The sequence below is a fragment of the Exiguobacterium sp. s129 genome, from assembly GCF_018617585.1.
GTDB lineage: Bacteria > Bacillota > Bacilli > Exiguobacteriales > Exiguobacteriaceae > Exiguobacterium > Exiguobacterium aestuarii_A.
Genome location: NZ_JACSKL010000007.1, coordinates 14,234 through 35,101, shown reverse-complemented (window position 1 = coordinate 35,101; position 20,868 = coordinate 14,234). Strand labels below are relative to the sequence as shown.

The window sequence follows — 20,868 nt, the reverse complement described above, 5'->3', positions numbered from 1 at the left end:
CCGCGGTCATGTACCGCGGTTTTTTGTATACAAAAAAGACGCCCCTCTCATAGAGAAACGTCTCGTCAATCGTGGTTATTCACCGACCATCCCGTCACCGTCCCGGTCGTCCATATACTGGTACAACCAATGATCACGCGTGATCGGCATCTCAAATCCGGCGTTTTTTGCTTCTTTGATCGTCACTTGCCCGTTACCGTCAACGTCGATATCGGATAATTCTCGCTCTTCGACAGGCTCCGTCGTCACGTCAGGTGGAGAATCGTCCGTCAAATCGAGCGATTCGTTCACTTCCTCTGGGTCCGCGTTATCATACGTATCCGTGACCGTGTTGCCTCGTACGGTATACGTGTATTGGTAACGGGAAGGAATCTGTGTCGTCGTGTTCGGATAGGTAATGATGGCTTCAAAGTCTTTCGCACCGCCAGCTTTCCGGATGACATCTTCCATGAACGCCTGGTCCCCGTAGCGGTTGAGTGCACTGTTTTGTGGTGTGATGTTATAGGCGTTCGAGACACCACCGAGCGAATCAGCGATGATATGACCTTCATCGAGATTCGGGTCTTCGACACCCGGCACTTTCGCCTCGTCTGAATAATAACGACCAGAAGAATTGACGTCTTCGGTCTCATCGTCTTGAAGCGTGATTTCGTCGGCAATGACACGAATCAATTGACCATACTCGTTCGTGAACGCCCAGTACTCACGGTCGCCGAAGCCGATATCGACGACGACATTCGCTTCCCGTGTTCCGGACTGATCACCGCCATCGACCTCGATTTGTGTATAGCCTTCAAATAAATCTTCTTCCTGTTCAGGTGAAGGCGTCTCGGTTGTTTGTTCTTCTTGTGTCTGTTCCTCTTCGACGGTTTCTTCAGTCGACGTCGGGACGCTCACATCGGCATCCGTACAACCGGAGAGTAGCAGTACCCCAAGCAGGAATGGAATGTAAAATGGCATTCTTTTCATATATCTCGCTCCTTATTCGAAGTTACGCTGTCGTATTTTCTATGTAGTCTATAATGATAGCATAAGAAAACAAGAAGTGAGCGTCCTCCTTCAAAATGTGCCCGACGGATTCCTCTCATTTGTGGATTCAGAGAGCTTGTGCCAAGATTGAAAAAAAGGGGGAAGAACGTATGAACGAAGTGATTGAGACATTATTGAACCACCGTTCTGTCCGTGACTTTACGGACGAGACATTAACAGATGAACAAATCCAGACCATCGTTGAGAGCGCCCAACGCGCATCGACTTCTAGCTTTATACAAGCCTATTCCATTATCGGGGTAACCGATGAAGCGAAGAAGAAACGACTTGCCGAGATTGCGGGCAACCAGTCCTATGTCGTTGAAAACGGTCACTTTTTCGTCTTTTGTGCGGATTTGCATCGCCATGAAGTGATTGGTGAGCTACAGGAAGCGGAAGTGTCTGCGACGCTTGAGACTGATGAGAAGTTGCTTGTCGCTGTGATCGACGCTGCACTCGCCTCACAAAACGCAGCCGTAGCGGCAGAGTCGATGGGGCTCGGCATCTGTTATATCGGTGGCATTCGGAACGACCTTTTTGCGGTTAAAGAAGTGCTCGAATTGCCGGAACGGGTCATCCCGCTCTTCGGTATGGCCGTCGGTGTACCGGCCTCAGTTGAAGATCAAAAACCACGCCTACCGTTCCATCATGTATACCATGAGAATACGTATGAAGCGAATCCAGAACGGATGAAGCAGTCCCTTTCTGATTACGATGCGTTGATCCACGATTACTATATGGTCCGTGGCTCGAACCCGCGTAAGGATACGTGGACTGGACAGATGGGGCGCATGTTGTCAAAATCGACGCGTCTTGATGTCAAAGACTTCTTGAAAGCACAAGGATATTTGAAGCAATAAGATAAACCGCCGACAAATCACTGTCGGCGGTTTTGTCATGTTCAATTTACTTGAGCGTCGAGCCAATTCTTGTCGATGGCACCGAATTGTTTCGCGATGATCACACCGGATTCATCGAGCACATATGTCGTCGGCATCGCCTGAATCCGGTACGCATCTCCGACTTGACCGTCACGGTCATAGACGACGGTAAACGCGTCTTCGTACGGTTCGACGAACGAGACGGCATTGTCCGGGTCGCGTTCGCTCGTCGTCGTGTTGACGGCGACAATCGTCACGTCGTCTCGTTTTCTCGCGAACGTCGCCATGTCCGGCATCTCTGCGCGACACGGAGGACACCAGGACGCCCAAAAGTTGACGACGACTTGTTGACCGCGTAACGATGCTAAGTCGAACGTACTCCCGTCAGTTCGTTGTAACTCAAACGAAGGGGAGATTTGCCCGATATTTAGACCAGTCGATGCTGTCTCTGTCGTGACAGTTTGTGTCGCGCGTTCCGGTAGGGCGGCATTCACGACCGCGAGCAAAACGAGGACACCGACACTAACTTGAATCGCTTTCTTTGAAGGACGAGCGACATAGAGCGAAAGCCCGAACAGGATGAAGACAATCCCAATCATCCACCATTGAACTTTTCCGACCGCATACGACTGAAACAGCCAGATACTAGATGCGCCAAGGACGGTCCACAGGATGTGTCCGCGAGTCGGCACATGCACCCAGCGCCACGTCAGTCCGAATAGTACGAGGAGAAGGACAGCGCTCCATAGATGAATCGGCTGGTCGGGAAGAGTGAATATTGTCCCGTATACCGGAACCGCGAGCGTCATCCCGAGCCAGATGAGGAGCCCGCTCAGCATCCAATATCCTAAGAGGTCTCGATCGAGTCGATAGACGAGCCAAAGGACAACAGCGGCCGCGATCCATTGAGACCATATACCTCCCGTAGCATAGAGGGCAAGAGAAATATCACGAGTCGTCAACAGACCGATGAGGATGGCGCTCCCTTTCCAGGCGAGGAACCCATAGAACCATGTACCGATGACAGCTTCACGTTGCTTACTCGTCAGACCGAGGAAACGAAAGATTACATAGAGGATACCAAGGCTTACTAAAAAAATGAGTAAATCGAAACGAATGTTAAGTGGACCGATAGCGACCACGTCTTTCCCTCCTAAACAAAAGGCGCCCCTCTCGAAGCGGGCGCCATATTCATAGTCAGTATAGCATTACTTGATTTGTTGAGCGTTCAAGACAGTCTTCATCGCACCGTAGCCACCAAGGATATTGTGGATATCTTTGTAGCCGAGTGATTGAAGGACACTTGCTGCCATGCGTGAGCGGACGCCTGACGCACAGTGAACTGCAATCGTTTGATCGGTCGGAAGACCTTCGTGATCACGTGTGAGTTTACCGAGCAAGATGCGTTCTGCCTTTTCGTAATGGCTCGCGTTCCATTCTGTCGCGTTACGAACGTCGAGGACGAAGACGTCCCCTTTTTCTGCAGCTTCGATCGCTTCTTCTGCCGTCACGTCCGTATACGTTTCCGTCAAGAGTGAAGCGTCGAGCTCTTCGACTGGAACGATGAAGCGAAGGCGGTCGAGACCGATTGATTGAAGGTCGGTCTGTACTTGATCGACATCTTCCGCACTTGCGATGAGTGTGATGTCTTTGTCGAAGTTGACGAGCCAGCCTGCCCACGAGACGAACTTGTTGTTGTATGGGATGTTGATTGTCCCAGGTACGTGTCCGTTCGCAAAGTCTTCCCCTTTACGCGTGTCGACGACTTGCGTCTCTTCGACGAGTGTATCAAGGCGATCTGAACCGACGACTTCAGGACGAGCGACATTCGTCGTCACTTGAATGCCTTCTTTGTTCACTTTTTTCATCATGGCGAAGTAGTTCGGTGGTTCTGGTTGATCCGTCGTCAATTCTTTGATGAAAGCATCTTTGTCCGTCATTTGAAGCGCCCAGTTCGTCGCATTTTCATAACCGACCGTCGACGTTGGAATCGCGCCGAGCGCTTTCCCACAAGCACTACCTGCACCGTGTCCTGGCCAAACTTGAACGAAGTCAGGAAGCGCTATGAATTTCTTGAGTGAATCAAACATTTGTTCCGCGCCGATTGCTGTCGTTCCTTTTACACCGGCAGCTTCTTCGAGAAGGTCGGGGCGACCGATATCTCCGACGAAGACGAAGTCGCCTGTGAAGATACCCATCGGCTGTGTCTGGTTCCGGTCATACAGAAGGAACGAAATGTGTTCTGGCGTGTGACCAGGTGTGTGCATGACTTCGAGTGTCACGTTTCCGATTTTGAACGTGTCGCCTTCTTTGACGAGTTGTGCGTCGATGTCTTTGGCAAACGCATACTTCCAAGAAGCATCGCCTTCGTCTGATAGATAAGCTTTCGAACCTGTGCGCTTCGCGAGTTCGAGTGATCCCGATACAAAGTCCGCATGAATGTGTGTCTCAGCTGTTGCGACAATGTTCATGCCTTCTTTTTTCGCTTCATGAAGGTATGGCTCGATGTTCCGGGCCGGATCGATGACGATGGCTTCTCCTGTCATTTGGCATCCGACCATATATGAAGCTTGTGCTAATTTCTCATCATAAAAATAACGTAGTAACATATCAATTTCCCCCTATGAATGTAATGGTTTATTCGACTTCGCCTTGCCAGCTCATCATCCCACCGTCGACGTTCGTGACATCGAATCCGAGTGAGTCGAGATAAGCGGATGCGTTCATGCTGCGTCCACCGGCTGCGCAAATGACGTGAATCGGTTTAGAGCGATCGAGCTCATCGACTTTTGCCCCGAATTCAGAAAGTGGTACGTTTTTCGCTTGTTTAATGTGACCTCCAGCATATTCATCTACCTCTCGTACATCGATGAGGTTGAGTGAGTCGTCAGCTTGAAGTAACGCTTCTAATTCAGTAGTCGTAATCGTCTTCATGAGTCTTTGATCTCCTTTTCGTGTTTAAGGTTTTTGGCAACGAGAATGTTTCGTTGGCTTTAATATACCCCCTAAGGTATAATGGGCGCAAGTGAAAAGAATTGGAGGGAAAAACATGAAGAAAATTTCCTTATTTGTTGGGGTTTTGGCTGTTATGGTGATTTTTATCTTTGTAATCACATCAGAAAAGGATGGAATTACGAAAATTGATGCTGAAACTCTACAAAACAAATTGGAAAACGAGGAAATAACACTCCTTGACGTGCGAGAAACGTCCGAATACGAGGGGGGGCATATTGAGGGGGCGGTGAACGCACCACTATCTTCATTAAATGCCAACGAGTTGCCGTATCCGAAAGATGAGCCCATCTACGTCATCTGTCGAAGTGGTAATCGAAGTGCCCAGGCTGCTAGTCGATTAAAAGATGCCGGCTATACCGAAATCTATGATGTATCAGGCGGTATGACGGCTTGGGAATCGATTGAATAAGTAGAGAATACGAGAGTAAACGGAGGAGTCAATATGGAGTTCGGGTTTATCATTACAATCTTTTTAATTGGGTTTATCGGGTCGTTCATTTCAGGGATGGTCGGAATTGGCGGGTCGATCATCAAGTATCCGATGTTGTTATACATTCCACCAATCTTAGGATTTGCGGCGTTCAGTGCCCACGAAGTATCAGGGATCAGTGCGATTCAAGTATTCTTTGCGACAATCGGTGGGATTTATGCCTATCGTAAAGGTGGATATTTAAACAAACAGTTGATCCTCTATATGGGTGTGGCGGTCTTGATCGGAAGCTTCATTGGAGGATACGGGTCGACGATTTTATCGGAGACGATGATCAATGTCGTTTACGCCGTACTTGCGACGATTGCGACGATCATGATGTTCTTACCGAAACCGCAAGTGGACGATATGCCACTTGACCAAGTGCAGTTTAATAAGGTGATTGCGGCAAGCTCAGCTTTCGTCGTCGGGATTGCAGCTGGTATCGTCGGAGCGGCAGGGGCATTCATTCTTATGCCGATCATGCTTGTTGTCTTGCGCATCCCGACGAAGATGGCGATCGCAAGTTCACTCGCCATCACATTTATCTCGTCGATCGGGTCGACGTTCGGTAAAATTATCACCGATCAAATCGTCTGGGGCCCGGCAATCATTATGATTATCGCGAGTCTGATTGCTGCACCGATCGGGGCGAATGTCGGGAAGAATATGAATACAAAAGCGCTTCAATGGATTTTAGCGTTACTCATCTTAGCGAGTACCATCAAAATTTGGAGTGACTTAATCGCGTAAAAAAATCACGATGCCTATATTCTGGCATCGTGATTTTTTTGCGTTATTTCGTAATGAAATAGTAGAGAAGTCCGAGTCCGATGAACGAGACGGGGAGCAAAATGATGTAGAGCCAAGAAACCATCGACCAGCTCTTCTTTTGGCTGTATGTGGAGCGGTCTTTCCCGAGTCCGACCATGATAGTAAAAATAAGTGCGATCAAACAGACAAGCAATGCTAATCCAATCGTGAGAGCCATATTGTCACATCCTTCTTACGTGCTGTTAGTTTTATCATATCGCATACAGGTGGGAGACTTCTGACAGAATGTTGAGGTTGTGTGACAAAGGTGTCTTAAAGTCATCACACATATAGAGACAAACAAAAGTCCCTTTCGATTCGTTTGAATCAAAAGGGACCTGTTCTCATTCCGCAAACGTTTTGCTACGGAACATAAATGCCGTGATGAGATAGAAGGCGATGATATGAAGGGCGACATAGAAGATGGAGAAGCCCATCGTGGCATCCATCGCTTTCATGAATTCTGGATTCACATCATAAATAGAAAGGTCTGTATGCAAGAAGACAATCCATTTTGCGAGTTCAGGTTTCCAGGCAACGAGAAGACCCCCGATGATACTTGAGGCGAAGTTCGCGAGCACCGTGAAACCGATGACGACGCCGACTGACTTGAAGACGACCGAGAACATGAGCGTCAAGAAGATGATGAAGATTGGTCCGCTCACACTGATGAGAATAGGGCGAACGACGTCCCATGTGACAGAGCCGTCTAACGTGAGTGAGAACCCGAACGCGACAACTAAAATAAAGACGAATTGGAGCAACATGACGAGAACGGACATGACGAGTTTTGACAACAAGATGCGGTCTCGGGAATACGGGCTCATCAAAAGATGCTTCAACGTATCAAATTTCAACTCATTCCCGACCATCTCGGCCGTGAAGACGATGGTAAAGATGCTGAGGAAGGCGATGGCGCCCATCGTTGAGAATTCGAAGAACGATGCCGCTTCCGGTGTCCCATCTCCGCTCGCCAATACGGCATAGACGATGAGGATGATCGCGGTGTATACACCTAAGGCGACGTAAGGCTTAATCGTGCGGCGCCACTTCATCCATTCATTGCTGAGTAATGAACGCATTGTTCGTACCTCCTTCTTTTTTCGTCAATTTCAAGAATTGCTCTTCGAGTGACTCGTGTTTCATACCGATTTGATAGACGGCGATGTCCCGTTCAATCAACTGTTTCAATAAGACGGGGATATCCGTCTCCTGACGTGGCACGATGAACGACTCGGCTGACTGTTGAATAATTTTTACATCATCGAAGGCGAGAGCGGCGACATCGAGTGCATCGCTCATCTGTTCTTTGGCAACTTTACAGAGAATGACGCTATCGGCTTTCGTCTGACCGTCTTCCACCGATTTGATTTGTCCTTGGTCAATGATGGCGAAGCGGTCCGTGATCAATTCCATCTCACTCAACAAGTGACTCGAGATGAGGATGGCGATGCCGCGGTGGTCCGCGAGGTGGCGTAAGTAATTCCGGAGATCAGCAATCCCGGCTGGGTCGAGACCGTTCGTCGGCTCATCAAGGATAAGTACTTTTGGATTATGCAACAAGGCACGGGCGATCCCGAGGCGTTGTTTCATCCCGAGCGAATACTGTTTCACTTTCATATCGAGCTTTCCGTCGAGTCCGACGAGCGCACCAAGCGCATTCAAATCGACCTTCTTTAAGTTCGGGATCAAGTTCATGGCATGAATCAAGTTCTCACGACCGGTCATGTACGGATAGAACGCCGGATTCTCAACGATGGCTCCGATTCGGCTGAGTGCTTCTTGGCGGTTGTTCGCGACGTCATACCCATCGACCGTCACGGTTCCATGTGTTGCAGGCATGAGGCCTGTAATGATTCGGATCGTCGTCGTCTTCCCGGCGCCGTTCGGTCCGAGGAAACCAAAGATTTCACCCGGGACGACATCAAAGCTGACATTCGTCAATACCGTTGCTTTTCCCATCTTCTTATGGACATTTTGTACGGATAACATGTGGTCACCTAGCTTTCTTTTTTGAGTGATAGTGTTCTTCCTACACCCCCTTCTACGGGCTTGTTTGAAATAAGGTTTCATCTTTTTTTGAAATGTTTGAAACAAATCCGCTGAGACACAATTTATCGATAAGCAAAACTTATCGAAATAGTATGGACGAATTGTGAATTTGTAAGGGTCTTTCTAGCATGAAAGGTGTAGTATGAAGTTGAGCGTAAGAGGCAAGATTTGGTTTTGTTCACTAGGGTAAGAGAAGAGTGAACGGCTTCGGGCTACATGTTAAAATGAAAGCGTTCACAGATTGGACGTTTAGGAATGGATAAGGGGGATTTATTCAATGGGAGAGTCGTCGAATGTTCACGAGAAATCGCAAGCATTTTATGGTCCTAACTTAGGCTACATCATTGAACTGTACGAGCAATATTTGGAAGACCCGTCATCGGTCGATGAGGAGACACGTCGTTACTTCGACGAGAACGGGGCACCAGAATCATCACCGACAGAAGTACCGGTCTCGGGTCCGTCGTTTGACTTAGAGAAAGTCGTTTCGGCGACACGTCTCGTCAACGATATCCGTGCGTTCGGTCATAAGGCGGCGGATATTTATCCGTTGAAAGATCATCCGCGCGAACAGGAATTGTTCGAACTGTCTCGTTATGATTTGACAGAAGAAGATTTAAAACAAATTCCGGCCCGTCTTCTTTCGGACGATGCACCGAAACCAAATGCAAGTGCCCTTGAGTTATTCCGTCACTTGCTTGACGTCTATACAGGTACGGTCGCAATCGAACTCCGTCACTTAGACGATATGGAAGAGAAGAAGTGGATTCGCCGTCAAGTCGAACAAGGCGCATTGAAACAAACCTTCTCAAAAGAAGAAAAAATCGAATTGTTCAAACGTCTGGCTGAGACCGAACTGTTTGAATCATTCCTTCATAAAACGTATGTCGGACAGAAACGCTTCTCCATCGAAGGATTGGATGCGATGGTGCCGTTACTCGACGCCATGGTCGGCGGACTCATCTCGAGCGGATCTGAACACATCAATATCGGGATGGCACACCGTGGACGTCTGAACGTACTCGCTCACGTACTCGGCAAGCCATACGAGATGATTTTTGCGGAGTTCCAGCACGCACCGAACAAAGAATTGATTCCGTCTGAAGGGTCAATCGGCATCAACTTCGGTTGGTCAGGCGACGTGAAATATCACCTTGGACTTGATCGTAAAGTCGTCGAACAACAAAAAGAAGTACGTCTCAACTTGGCGAACAACCCGAGTCACCTTGAATTCGTCGGATCTGTCGTCGAAGGGTACACACGTGCCGCACAAGATGATCGTTCTGAAAAAGGATCGGCTGTCCAGCAGGATGATTTGGCAGCTTCAATCTTGATTCATGGAGATGCAGCGTTCCCGGGACAAGGAATTGTAGCGGAGACGCTCAACATGACGAACTTGACGGGGTATCGTACGGGTGGAACGGTTCACGTCATTGCCAACAACACCATCGGTTTCACGACGGACCCGAATGATTCACGTTCGACGCGTTACGCGAGTGATATCGCCAAAGGGTATGAGATTCCAGTCTTCCACGTGAATGCAGACGACCCGGAAGCATGTGTCGCCGTCGCAAAATTGATCAGTGAGTATCGTGCCAAGTTCCATAAAGACATCTTGGTCGATTTGATTGGGTATCGTCGTTACGGTCACAACGAAATGGACGAACCGATGAATACGAACCCGGTTCTTTATAAAGCGATCAAAGGACATCAATCTGTCCGTCACGTATATGCCGAGCAACTCGAGGCAGAAGGCGTCATGACAAAAGATGAGAAAGCACAAATCGAACAAAAGATCGAAGAGGCGCTTAAAGCAGCACGCGACCTCGTTCCTTCTGAAGAAGAGGATGCTGACATCGTCTTGCCGGACGCGGTCCATAAAGGATTCCCGAAAGTCGATACGAGCGTGAATCTCGAACTTCTCACGCAATTGAATGAAGAGTTGCTTGACTGGCCGGAAGGATTCGGTGTCTTCCACAAACTTCAAAAAGTACTCGACCGTCGCCGTGACGCTTTCGGTGAAGGTGGGAAAATCGACTGGGGTCATGCGGAAACGCTCGCCTTCGCTTCGATTCTTTCAGACGGTACGCCGGTACGCTTGAGCGGTCAAGATTCGGAGCGCGGAACGTTCGCCCAACGGAACATCATGTTGAACGATGTCGAGTCAGGGAAGAAGTTCTCACCACTCCATCAGCTGTCGACGGCAAAAGCTTCGTTCTCTGTCTACAACAGCCCGCTTTCAGAAGGATCAGTTCTTGGATTTGAATACGGGTATAACGTATTCGCCCAAGACACGCTCGTATTGTGGGAAGCCCAGTACGGTGACTTTGCGAACTCGGCGCAAGTCATGTTCGACCAGTTCATCTCGGCCGGTCGTGCGAAATGGGGTCAAAAATCAGGGCTTGTCATGCTCTTGCCACACGGTTATGAAGGACAAGGACCAGAGCACTCGAGTGCACGGATGGAGCGTTACTTGACGCTTGCCGGTGAGAAAAACTGGACAGTCGCAAACCTTTCATCTGCGGCACAATACTTCCATATTCTCCGTCGCCAAGCTGAGATGCTCGGCAAAGAAGAGATTCGTCCGATGATCATCATGACACCGAAGAGTCTGCTTCGTCATCCGCTCGCGACGTCACCAATCGAGGCGTTCACGGAAGAGAGCTTTAAACCAATCGTTGAACAGCCAGGTCTCGGTGAGAACGCAGAGAAAGTCGAACGTCTCGTCTTCTGCACAGGGAAGATGGCGATTGACCTCGCGGAAGCGGTCGGCAAGTCAGAAGAGTCGCTCGACTTCTTGCATATCATCCGGGTCGAAGAAATCTACCCGTTCCCGGTACGTGAGATTCGTGACGTCATCAGCCGTTATCCAAACGCACGCGAAATCGTCTGGGTACAAGAAGAACCGAAAAACATGGGGGCTTGGACGTACATCGAGCCTCGTCTTGAAGCGGTCACAACGAACCGACTCGACGTTCGTTACATCGGTCGTCGCCGACGTTCGAGCCCGGCTGAAGGAAATCCGACAGCCCATAAGCAAGAACAAGCACGCATCATCCGTGAAGCACTTTCTCGCGACGTCGTCTCGAGCGGTGCAGGCACGAGCACATACCAAAAAGATCGTAAATAAGTTAAGGGGGAACTCATTGTGGTCGAAATTAAAGTACCTGAATTAGCAGAATCCATTACGGAAGGAACGGTCGCGACATGGCTCAAACAGCCAGGCGACCAAGTCGAAAAAGGGGAAGCCATCGTCGAGCTCGAGACGGATAAAGTCAATATCGAAGTCCCAGCTGACGAAGCGGGTGTGTTAGAAGAACAACTTGCCGGAGAAGGGGATACGGTTCAAGTTGGTGACGTCATCGCCCGTCTCGGTTCAGGTTCTGGTGGCGGAACGGCTGTCGCGACGAAGACGAAGACAGAAAACGCGACAGAAACGAAGACAGAAGCGCCGACTGAGAAGAAAACGGAATCTGTTGAAGAAGGTAAGAAAGTAGAGAAACGCGAAGAGCACGTCGCGAGCCCGGGTAAAGGACCAATCGCAACACCTGCTGCTCGTAAACTCGCTCGTGAGAAAGGCATCGACCTCTCGGCCGTTCAAACGAACGACCCAATGGGACGTATCAATGTGCATGACGTTTCAAAACATGAAGACAAACCAGCTGTGAAAGAGCAAAAACCAGCTGCTGCAGCTCCAGCACCACAACCGGCTGCAAGTGGGAAAGAAGAAGAGCGCATCAAGATGACACGTCGTCGTCAAACGATCGCGAACCGTCTCGTAGAAGTGCAACAGACGGCAGCAATGCTCACGACGTTCAACGAAATCGATATGTCGGCGGTCATGGCACTTCGTAAACGTCGCCAAGAGAAATTCGTGAAAGACAACGATGTCAAACTCGGCTTCATGTCATTCTTCACGAAAGCAGCGGTCGCGGCTCTTAAGCGCATGCCTTACTTGAACGCTGAAATCCAAGGAAATGAAATCGTCTTGAAGAAGTACTACGATATCGGAATTGCCGTATCGGCTCCAGACGGTCTCGTCGTCCCTGTCGTCCGTGAAGCAGATCGTAAAAACTTTGGTGAAATCGAGAAAGACATCCTTCACCTTGCGGATAAAGCGCGTAACAACAAGCTTGGTTTGAGTGACCTCACTGGTGGTACGTTCACGATCACAAACGGTGGCGTGTTCGGTTCACTTCTTTCAACACCAATCTTGAACGGACCACAAGTTGCTATCCTTGGAATGCACTCGATTCAACTCCGCCCAGTCGCAATCGACGCGGATACGATGGAAAACCGTCCGATGATGTATGTCGCCCTCTCGTATGACCACCGAATCGTAGATGGTCGCGAGGCTGTAACATTCCTCAAGCACATCAAAGAGATGATTGAAGATCCAGAACAATTGTTGTTCGAAGCATAAGATGTAGAGAAAGTACCCGCTCCGATATCAGGAGGCGGGTACTTTTTTGTTTAAGGTCATGACGAAAAACCTTTTATTGGAATTTTTAGCAAGGTGTATATGTTATCCTTGATGGAGAGAATAAGTAAAAGGGCGTGAATGGAAAATGAAATGGAAAAAATGGTTTCCTTGGATGGGACTTGTCTTAGTTATAGTGATTGTTGCTACATATGCATTCTATCAGTATTGGATGGGACCGAATCAAAGTGAACTCGACCGGGACAATTTGACGGAAGAAGAGTATGAGCGGGCGCTTGAATTGATTGACATCATCAAAGAAGAAGACCCGCTCGGACGGCGTCAAAACGTGACGCGCCGGATCGACCCGCAGGAGACGACGGGACTCGTCTTTGACGATGAGAAAAAATTAAACAAAGGGAATCTCGTCGATGCGATGCATCTGATGACGCACCAAAAGATCTTGGCGACAGAAAAAGCGGGTGCCATCCCGATGACGCACGACAATCTGAAAGAGGTCCGCGACTATTTAGAGTTGCTGCGCGACAAAAATAAAATTAAAAGCGAAGACTACCTTCAACTCGGTCGAATCATCGAACGATGGGAACAAGCCATCTTTGATGAGATTGACAAAGAGCAAGACGTTCTTCTAGAGGAGATGTACGCCGTCATCGGATTCTCGAACGGACTCGCGACACGTGCGGAAGAAGAACTGTTCATCTTGAACAACTTCGGTGAGGAATACGTATATACGATGGACTTGAAGCCGATGCCAGAAGAGGAAGAGCAGAAGGAAGACGTGAATACGGAAACAGAAGAGTAAACAAAAAGGAGTTCATCATGAACTCCTTTTCGTATGGATGCCAGTATTCATTCGAACGACTCATGGAACGAAAGCCGATTTTTCCCGTTCGCTTTTGACCGATATAAGGCGTCGTCCGCTTGTTCGATGGCGACATGTGGAGGTTCGGCTGGCGACCAATTCGATGCGCCGATGCTTGCTCCGACCTTCACCGACGTGAGACCGAGAATCACGGGTTGAGAGAGCAAATCGATGACGGATGTCCCGATTTCTTGAATATCTTGAATCGAACGTTCATGTCTCGGGAACATGAGGAAGAACTCATCCCCGCTCAATCGGACCGGATCGATGTCATCGATTGGAAGTGTTCGTAGCCGCTGTGCGACTTCGACTAACAACTCATCTCCGACCGCATGACCGTATGTATCGTTTACCGCTTTGAACCCATCGAGGTCGATATAAAAGAAAACGTATGGCTCTTCCGAAGCGTGCAGTTGATTCAACTGTTCACGTAAGGCGACACGGTTCGAGAGACCGGTCAGCGCGTCACGGTTCGCAAGTAGCTCAAAATGTACCCGCTCCGATTCAGACTCCGTAAGAGAGGTGACGAGCGATTCGAGTGCGAATGCGAGTGACTCAATCTCTTCGATTCCGGATTGATGTGGAAATTTATCTACTTTTCCTTGCTCCATGAGCGAAGCTGTTTCAGTAATTCGTTTCAATGGTCTCGTGACGACGGAAGCGAGTAACCAGCCGATGACGGCCGTCACAAGAGATGCGAAGAGGCCAATCCATAGGATCCTCGTCTCTAGCGCCTCGACTGGTGCGAACGCGACGGCTGCCGGTTGACGGACGACGACACGCCAACCGAGTCCAGGATACTCATCATACCCTTCCCCAATCGACATCCCCGTCAGATAGTCCTGTCCATCCTCCCATTCTTTCACGGAAGCCCCTTCCGTAAACGACACGGGGAGCGGTTTTCCGACTAGATCGTCTGGACCGAGGAGCACCACATTGTCTCGTTCACTGACGACGAACAAATCCGTATCGTCGACTTGTTCATGGAGCGTCCGATTAAAATGTCCGAGTACTTCTCTTCCCCATGCCCAGCTCAAGTGAGTGGCAAGAACCCCTTGAAACGTCCCGTCTTGAAATAAGGGGATACTGATATCGACGAATTGGAGCGGTTCCCCCGTCGGATTCGGTAACAGTTCAGCTAAGAGGACCGCCTCGTGGACGTCACCGATGAAAGGTGCTTCTCTCGCTTCGAGATACACCGGACGTTCGGCGATGGATGCCTCTTCGAGTATGCCGTTCGTGGAAGCGATGACAGTCCCTTCCGCATCCGTGACACCCATCCAAGAAAATGCCGGAATGTTCGACTGAACTTGATCGAGGAGTCGTCGTGTTGCGTCCGGGTCTTCTAGATCGAGACCTTGTAAAAGTTGGACTTCTTGATAGCGTGACCACATATAAAAGTCGAGTTTGTCCGCCAATTGATGTGATGTCGTCGAGAGACGTTCCCCGATTTCTTGTTCGAGCGAATCAGACGCCCGATGACTGATCAGGGATGTGAGTGCAATCGTCAGTAAAAAGACGAGCGTGGCAATGCTGAGCGCCAAAATGAGTCCAAGGCGCATCGTAAAAGACTTGATCATGCGAGAAAAACCTCCTAAAGCTTGAAATGAAGACAATTATGAAAAACGAGTCGAACACATGATAGGTGAAAGAGCTTCCGCTATAATGAAAGACGAGTCGAAAATAAATAGAGGTGAAAAAAATGAAAAAGAATCAATGGTTGGTCATCATGACCGTCGTCGCGGTCGCATTGATTGCATTGGCGTTCGTCTTGCTCAATCAAGATGAGCCGACAACGGTCGACCGAGGCGATCACGTGTCGATCGAGGGACAACCGACACTCGGAGACTCGGACGCGAAAGTATCGGTTGTCGAGTTCGGAGATTATAAATGTCCATCGTGTAAACAGTGGGGCGAAACGATTTATCCGCAACTGAAAGCGGATTATCTCGACAAGGAAGATGTCAGTTTCAGCTATATTAACGTCTTGTTCCACGGACAAGAATCGATTTTGGCATCCCTCGCTTCCGAGTCGGTGTACGAGCAAGATCCTGAATCGTTCTGGAAGTTCCATAAAGCGCTCTATGACGCGCAACCAGCTTCACAACAACACGACAATGCATGGGTGACGGTCGAGAAGTTGAAAGAAATCGCAGGTGAGACGACATCGGTCGACTTGGCACAACTTGAACAAGACCTTGGCGAAAACTCGACCGTGCTCGAAAAAGTCAGTACGGACGACGGGCTTGTGAAAGAGAACGGTGTTCAATTCACACCTTCAATCATGATTAACGGTGTGATGCTAGAGGACCCGTTCGACTACGAACAAATCCAACAGTTGATCGAGCAGGATCTATAAGATGAAATCATTTTTCGAAAAATATGGATTGTATCTCGCTTGGCTCGTCGCGTTGACGGCGACACTCGGGAGTCTCTATTTCAGTGAGATTCGGGAGTTTGTACCATGTGAGCTATGCTGGATTCAACGCATCTTTATGTATCCGCTGACGATTATCCTAGCGATTGCCGTCTTCACGGAAGATCGGGCGGTGCGAAAATATGTGTTACCGCTTACTATCATAGGCGGTTTTGTTTCACTTTACCATTACTTGGTACAAAAAGTGCCGGGATTTGCAGAAATTCAGCCTTGTGCACAAGGTGTTCCGTGCAGCGGTCAATACATCAACTGGCTCGGATTCATCACGATTCCGTTCCTCGCATTGACGGCTTTCACGCTCATCACCATCCTCATGTGGAATGTCAAAAAGCGATAAGGAGTTGGAACGTGTGAAGAAATGGTGGATCGGTAGTTTGATGATAATGCTCATTGTCCTAGCAGGATGCGGACAAGAGATTGAGGACCCGCTCAACTGGGAAGTCGAATCATTCGAATACATGAACCAAGAAGAAGAAATGGTAAGTCTCGACGATTTAAAAGGGAAAGTGTGGATGGCAGACTTCGTCTTCACAAGCTGTGAGACGGTATGTCCGCCAATGACGTACAACATGACGAAGCTCAATGAAGCGCTTGAAGAAGAGGGCGTCGAAGACGTGCAATTCGTCTCGTTCAGTGTTGACCCGACGGTGGACACTCCGGAGAAGATGAAAGAATTCATGAGTGGCTATGACCTTGCGAAAGCGGACTGGCAGTTCTTGTCGGGCTACTCGCAAGACGAGATCGAAACGTTCGCCCAAGAGAACTTCAAAGCCCTCGTCCGGAAGCCTGAAGAAGGTACACAAGTCGATCATGCTACGTACTTCTATTTGGTCGACCAGGAAGGGAAAATCATCAAAGCGTATCCTGGTTTCCAAGACGTCCCGACAGAAGACATCATCAACGACATTAAAATCTTACAAAAATCTTAACTGAAGACCTGTCCTACCAAAGCGGTGGGGCAGGTCTTTTTGATTGATAAAACCTGCTATACTTGAGGGACTAGATCGGTTTTCCTTGAAAAGGAGTGGACGGAATGAAAGACGTCTTGATTCGATACATGAAACGGTTTACGGATTTGAGTGACGACGAGTGTGAACGGTTAGTAGCGGATGTACCGATTGCCACGTTTCCGAAAGGGAAGATTCTATTGCATCAAGGAGACGTCCCGACTAAATGCTATTTCGTACTGAGTGGCTGCATTCGTCAATATAAGGTCGACGAAGACGGGAACGAGCACACTGTCGATTTCATCACGGAAGAACAAAGTATCACCATATTAACGAAACATCATGCAGATGGACGATCACCGTATTCGTTAGCGTGTATAGAAGAATGTTGCCTCGTCGTCGGAGACCTTGCGACAGAGCAGGAACAATACGAGGAGAATCCTGTCCTTGAGACGATGACGCGTGACATGATGCAAGAAGATATGGGAACGATGCGGGATACTTTCGCCTCGTTCATGTCATCCACACCGGAGGAACGGTATCAGGCCATGATGGAGAAGAGACCCGACTTGGTTCATCGGGTCCCACAGTATCAACTGGCGAGCTATCTCGGTATCACACCGGAGTCACTCAGTCGGATCAAGAAGCGGGCGACGCGTCACCTGCGGATTGTCGAGTGATATCATGTGTAGGAAGTATTCTTCCTTTCACGATCAACCATACGGCAAAGGCCAATTCGCCGACGAACATCGGAAGTATGAGGATGAGCTCGAGTCGAGTCGTCATGCTTTCAAGCGTTTGGAATTGGTAAAGAGCATGAACAATCGTATAACTGAAACCGGCAACGACAAGTAAGATGCCAATCGTTCTTGGAATGAATTGGGTCCGCATCGCAATCCATCCGACTGCGATGAGGTGAAGACCGAACACGATTAAGCCAAGCGACCAAATGGTTTCAAATGACGTGACCGTTTCATACACTTGTCTAGCTGAAGTGGAAGTATCGAGGACACGCTCGGCTTCAACGAGACGTAAAACGGCGAAGGCGAGAATGAACGAATAAAGGAAGCGAAGTGTCCCGACGAGTAAGGCGAATGTAGTATGAAATGGTTTGAAGAAACGATATAGTCCGTAGGTGACAATCAGGTCTAGAACGACAATGATGCCCCAGCCGATGATACCGAAACGGAACAGCGTCGGATGACTGATTAAGTTCTCATACGTTGTCATCGCTTCATTTTCGATGACGAGTGATTGATAGACGTATCCTTGCGCGAAAAAGGCGACGAGTGCCATGAGGACGAGTGCGATTCCAGACCAAAGCGCGGCACGCCGTTGTGAACGGACAGTTGAATGGGTCATGAGAAAAACTCCTTTCGAATGATCTTGTCTCCATCATAAAAGGATGGGAGCGGTCTCACATTGACTTAAGTCAAGAACACGCCATTTTTTTGAAAAATAAGCGAATCTGCATACTAACCGATATCAGATGGAGACATGCACGTTATAATCAATGCAACGAACTTGTAGAAAAGAGGATCTAGATGAAAAAGACGATGTTGCTCTCATTAGTCGGAATGGCGGCCGTCACCGGAACGATTCTGACGCAGTACAAACCACTCGGACGAAAACCGAAATCAATTCAATCCCCGAACCAGGTCAACGGGAAATTCCGTAATCAATATGAGACACCGATGAACTTTTCCGCAGAGGACATGGTATCGATGGCTCGTGACTATCGTGATGTGACGTCGCTTCGTAAGCCGAGTGAACGGCTACCAATCGTGCCTATCGATTTCGAGGAGAAGACGGGTTCGAGTTTCACGAGAATTTACTGGCTCGGTCATTCGGCGCTCATGGTACAAATGGACGGGAAGACGATGCTCGTCGACCCGATGTTCGGACGCAGCCCATCGCCGCTCCCATTTGCTAAAAATGAGCGTTTCAGTGAAGATTTGCCGTTCGACCTCGAAGACTTGCCTGAGATCGATGTCGTCTTGTTGACGCATGACCATTACGACCATCTCGATTATGGGACAATCCTTGCGATTAAAGACAAGGTCGCCATGTTCATCGTGCCGCTAGGGGTAGGGAGTCATTTGAAACGATGGGGTGTCGGCGCAGAGCGAATCGTGGAGCGAGATTGGAACGAGTCATATACGTTCGGGAATTGGACGTTTGTATGTACGCCGGCACGTCACTTCTCCGGTCGTTCTCTGACGGACCGCAACAGCACGTTATGGGCGTCATGGGTCGTCCTCGGCGAGACAGACCGGCTCTTCTTCAGCGGGGACAGCGGCTACGCGCCGCACTTCAAAATGATTGGTGAACAGTACGGACCGTTCGATTTTGCCGCACTCGAATGCGGACAATATGACGTGCGCTGGCCAGACGTCCATATGCAGCCGGAAGAGACGGCACAGGCGTTTCACGATTTACGCGCTGACCAAATGATGCCGATTCATTGGGGGGCGTTCACGCTGTCGTTCCACGATTGGTTTGACCCGGCGGAACAGATGGCGTCCCTCTTACCGAAAGAGGTCGTCCTCACTCCGAAGATTGGGGAGCGCATTACGCTCGACGGTCGGAATGATACGACGACATGGTGGCGAGAGCTCGAAGACGCAAACAAGCGATGACATCGGTCATCGCTTGTTTTAATTAAGAAGAGATTTTCTCAGCAGAGTCTTCTTCGATATGCAGTTTATGTTTACGTGTATAAACGAGGAACGCGGCTGTCATCGCAATCGAACTGATTCCAAACAAGACGACCATGAGCTGAAGTCCAATCAAATCGAGGAAGAACCCTGTCACGAGAAGGACGATTTGGAAGATGATCCGGTCGAGCATGTTACGGAATGAGAAGAAGCGCCCGTGATATTCTTTTGGCATCCGTGTCTGGAAAATCGTGACCGCCGTCGGGAAGAAGCAACCGACCGAGAATCCGAATACGACGAACGCCGCGATTGACATGAACGGGATGTCTGCGAAATATAGCATCAGTTGTGCGACACCAATCAAAAACGAGAACGAGAATAAAATCGAGAACGCCGAGAATTTTTCACCAATCCGTTTGATCATGAAGGCACCTGTCATGAAGGCGAGTCCTTCTGCCGTATAAATCCATCCTTTGATCGCGGTCGAATCCTGCAACTCACTGATGTTGATGACGAGCAAGTTGAACCCTCCGATAAAGAGGAGGGGGATGAGCGTCATGACGAGTGTCATGAAGATGACCGGGATTGATTTGATGATTGGAAAGACATCTTTGAAGCCACTCGATGCCTTCGCATCAATCTTTTTCGCCGACGGTGTCTTCGATTCATCTAGCTTTAAGAAGAGCGTCGCGACCGCAAGCAACAGATAGGCGACGAGCGAAAGCGCATAGACGTTACGGAGCGAAATCAGTGTCAACAAGACACCGGCAATCGCCGTCCCGATGACACGTGACAACGTCGAAACGTTCATATGGACGCCGTTCAAGGCGAGGAGCTCCCGTTCTTTCACGATGAGCGGGATCGCTGCTTGTAGAGCAGGGAAGTAAAAAGCCGCCGACCCTTGTAAAATAATTAAAAAGACGACCATCCACACGACCGAATTCGTCTCGATGGCAACGAACATGAAGAGCACACTGAGCGCTCGAACGATGCTTGAGATGAGCATGATGTTTTTCTTAGAGCCTTGGTCGGTGAGGCGTCCCGCGAGCGGACCGATGGCGACCCCGGCGAGTAACCCGATGGCGAGAATGACCGCCTTCACAAAGTCAGAGGGGACGCGGTCTTGCATGAATTCCAAATTGCCAATGATACCGAGCCATAAACCAAGACCGGCGACGAATTCGCCCGTCAAGATGATCCAGACGTTCCGATTTTTCCACATAGATGTAGTCCTCGATTCTTATATGCTAATCACTATTATCAAG

Annotated in this window: 21 protein-coding genes; 11 read left to right on the top strand and 10 right to left on the bottom strand. The window is 49.1% G+C overall.

Features of this window, described 5'->3' with window-relative positions:
* Positions 1-75: 75 nt before the first annotated feature.
* The gene (locus KNO92_RS09415; protein WP_214696068.1) at positions 76-969 is read right to left on the bottom strand and encodes a DNA/RNA non-specific endonuclease; all 894 of its coding nucleotides are present in this window, start codon (positions 967-969) and stop codon (positions 76-78) included.
* Positions 970-1,139: 170 nt separating this feature from the next.
* Between KNO92_RS09415 and nfsA the strand changes: the two genes are divergently transcribed.
* Positions 1,140-1,889, top strand: coding sequence for an oxygen-insensitive NADPH nitroreductase (nfsA, locus tag KNO92_RS09410; protein ID WP_214696066.1), 750 nt, complete (start codon positions 1,140-1,142; stop codon positions 1,887-1,889).
* A 41-nt stretch (positions 1,890-1,930) separates the two neighbouring features.
* Here nfsA and KNO92_RS14980 read toward each other — a convergent pair whose 3' ends face one another.
* The 3 genes from KNO92_RS14980 to KNO92_RS09395 form a co-directional block, all read right to left on the bottom strand.
* Positions 1,931-3,052, bottom strand: a complete 1,122-nt coding sequence (locus KNO92_RS14980) for a TlpA family protein disulfide reductase (protein ID WP_214761041.1) — start codon at positions 3,050-3,052, stop codon at positions 1,931-1,933.
* Positions 3,053-3,118: 66 nt separating this feature from the next.
* Entirely contained in the window at positions 3,119-4,519 is a 1,401-nt protein-coding gene (locus tag KNO92_RS09400; RefSeq protein ID WP_214761039.1) for an MBL fold metallo-hydrolase, read from the bottom strand.
* A gap of 28 nt (positions 4,520-4,547) precedes the next feature.
* A complete protein-coding gene (locus KNO92_RS09395) occupies positions 4,548-4,844 on the bottom strand; it encodes a rhodanese-like domain-containing protein (RefSeq protein WP_015881009.1) in 297 nt (98 codons plus the stop codon).
* A 115-nt stretch (positions 4,845-4,959) separates the two neighbouring features.
* Between KNO92_RS09395 and KNO92_RS09390 the strand changes: the two genes are divergently transcribed.
* Both KNO92_RS09390 and KNO92_RS09385 read left to right on the top strand, forming a co-directional pair.
* On the top strand, positions 4,960-5,334 hold the full coding sequence (locus tag KNO92_RS09390; protein WP_251127096.1) for a rhodanese-like domain-containing protein: 375 nt from the start codon (positions 4,960-4,962) through the stop codon (positions 5,332-5,334).
* Between the two features lie 33 nt (positions 5,335-5,367).
* The gene (locus KNO92_RS09385) at positions 5,368-6,147 is read left to right on the top strand and encodes a sulfite exporter TauE/SafE family protein (RefSeq protein WP_214696060.1); all 780 of its coding nucleotides are present in this window, start codon (positions 5,368-5,370) and stop codon (positions 6,145-6,147) included.
* Positions 6,148-6,190: 43 nt separating this feature from the next.
* On the opposite strand, the gene KNO92_RS09380 is transcribed toward KNO92_RS09385, so the two are convergent.
* The 3 genes from KNO92_RS09380 to KNO92_RS09370 form a co-directional block, all read right to left on the bottom strand.
* A complete protein-coding gene (locus KNO92_RS09380; RefSeq protein WP_214696058.1) occupies positions 6,191-6,385 on the bottom strand; it encodes a hypothetical protein in 195 nt (64 codons plus the stop codon).
* Positions 6,386-6,551: 166 nt separating this feature from the next.
* A complete protein-coding gene (locus KNO92_RS09375; protein WP_214696056.1) occupies positions 6,552-7,289 on the bottom strand; it encodes an ABC transporter permease in 738 nt (245 codons plus the stop codon).
* Positions 7,267-8,199 (bottom strand): ABC transporter ATP-binding protein, encoded by a 933-nt coding sequence (locus KNO92_RS09370; protein WP_214696054.1) that lies wholly within the window; start codon positions 8,197-8,199, stop codon positions 7,267-7,269. Before KNO92_RS09370 ends, KNO92_RS09375 begins: the two co-directional genes overlap by 23 nt.
* A 337-nt stretch (positions 8,200-8,536) precedes the next feature.
* Here KNO92_RS09370 and KNO92_RS09365 point away from each other — a divergent pair, with 337 nt between their 5' ends.
* The 3 genes from KNO92_RS09365 (at position 8,537) to KNO92_RS09355 (ending at position 13,502) form a co-directional block, all read left to right on the top strand.
* The gene (locus KNO92_RS09365; RefSeq protein WP_214696052.1) at positions 8,537-11,389 is read left to right on the top strand and encodes a 2-oxoglutarate dehydrogenase E1 component; all 2,853 of its coding nucleotides are present in this window, start codon (positions 8,537-8,539) and stop codon (positions 11,387-11,389) included.
* Positions 11,390-11,407: 18 nt separating this feature from the next.
* The gene (odhB, locus tag KNO92_RS09360) at positions 11,408-12,682 is read left to right on the top strand and encodes a 2-oxoglutarate dehydrogenase complex dihydrolipoyllysine-residue succinyltransferase (protein WP_214696050.1); all 1,275 of its coding nucleotides are present in this window, start codon (positions 11,408-11,410) and stop codon (positions 12,680-12,682) included.
* A 145-nt stretch (positions 12,683-12,827) separates the two neighbouring features.
* On the top strand, positions 12,828-13,502 hold the full coding sequence (locus tag KNO92_RS09355) for a DUF6241 domain-containing protein (RefSeq protein ID WP_214761035.1): 675 nt from the start codon (positions 12,828-12,830) through the stop codon (positions 13,500-13,502).
* A 47-nt stretch (positions 13,503-13,549) separates the two neighbouring features.
* Here the strand turns inward: KNO92_RS09355 and KNO92_RS09350 are convergent, their stop codons facing one another.
* Positions 13,550-15,142, bottom strand: coding sequence for a GGDEF domain-containing protein (locus KNO92_RS09350; protein WP_214761033.1), 1,593 nt, complete (start codon positions 15,140-15,142; stop codon positions 13,550-13,552).
* 122 nt (positions 15,143-15,264) lie between these two features.
* Here KNO92_RS09350 and KNO92_RS09345 point away from each other — a divergent pair, with 122 nt between their 5' ends.
* From KNO92_RS09345 to KNO92_RS09330, 4 genes are all read left to right on the top strand, one after another.
* A complete protein-coding gene (locus KNO92_RS09345) occupies positions 15,265-15,921 on the top strand; it encodes a DsbA family protein (protein ID WP_214761031.1) in 657 nt (218 codons plus the stop codon).
* A gap of 1 nt (position 15,922) precedes the next feature.
* Positions 15,923-16,336 carry a disulfide oxidoreductase gene (locus KNO92_RS09340; protein ID WP_214761029.1) on the top strand — a complete coding sequence of 138 codons (414 nt, stop codon included), beginning with the start codon at positions 15,923-15,925 and terminating at the stop codon, positions 16,334-16,336.
* 4 nt (positions 16,337-16,340) lie between these two features.
* Complete coding sequence (locus tag KNO92_RS09335) at positions 16,341-16,928, top strand: SCO family protein (RefSeq protein WP_285800687.1); 588 nt, start codon at positions 16,341-16,343, stop codon at positions 16,926-16,928.
* 104 nt (positions 16,929-17,032) lie between these two features.
* Positions 17,033-17,626: a Crp/Fnr family transcriptional regulator gene (locus tag KNO92_RS09330; RefSeq protein WP_214761027.1), complete on the top strand. Its 594-nt coding sequence runs from the start codon at positions 17,033-17,035 to the stop codon at positions 17,624-17,626.
* Here KNO92_RS09330 and KNO92_RS09325 read toward each other — a convergent pair.
* A complete protein-coding gene (locus KNO92_RS09325) occupies positions 17,586-18,308 on the bottom strand; it encodes a DUF4386 domain-containing protein (protein ID WP_214761025.1) in 723 nt (240 codons plus the stop codon). The genes KNO92_RS09330 and KNO92_RS09325 overlap by 41 nt on opposite strands.
* Before the next feature lie 182 nt (positions 18,309-18,490).
* On the opposite strand from KNO92_RS09325, the gene KNO92_RS09320 reads away from it, so the two are divergent.
* Complete coding sequence (locus KNO92_RS09320) at positions 18,491-19,585, top strand: MBL fold metallo-hydrolase (RefSeq protein ID WP_214761023.1); 1,095 nt, start codon at positions 18,491-18,493, stop codon at positions 19,583-19,585.
* Between the two features lie 22 nt (positions 19,586-19,607).
* Here KNO92_RS09320 and KNO92_RS09315 read toward each other — a convergent pair whose 3' ends face one another.
* Complete coding sequence (locus tag KNO92_RS09315) at positions 19,608-20,825, bottom strand: MFS transporter (protein ID WP_214761021.1); 1,218 nt, start codon at positions 20,823-20,825, stop codon at positions 19,608-19,610.
* Between the last annotated feature and the right edge of the window lie 43 nt (positions 20,826-20,868).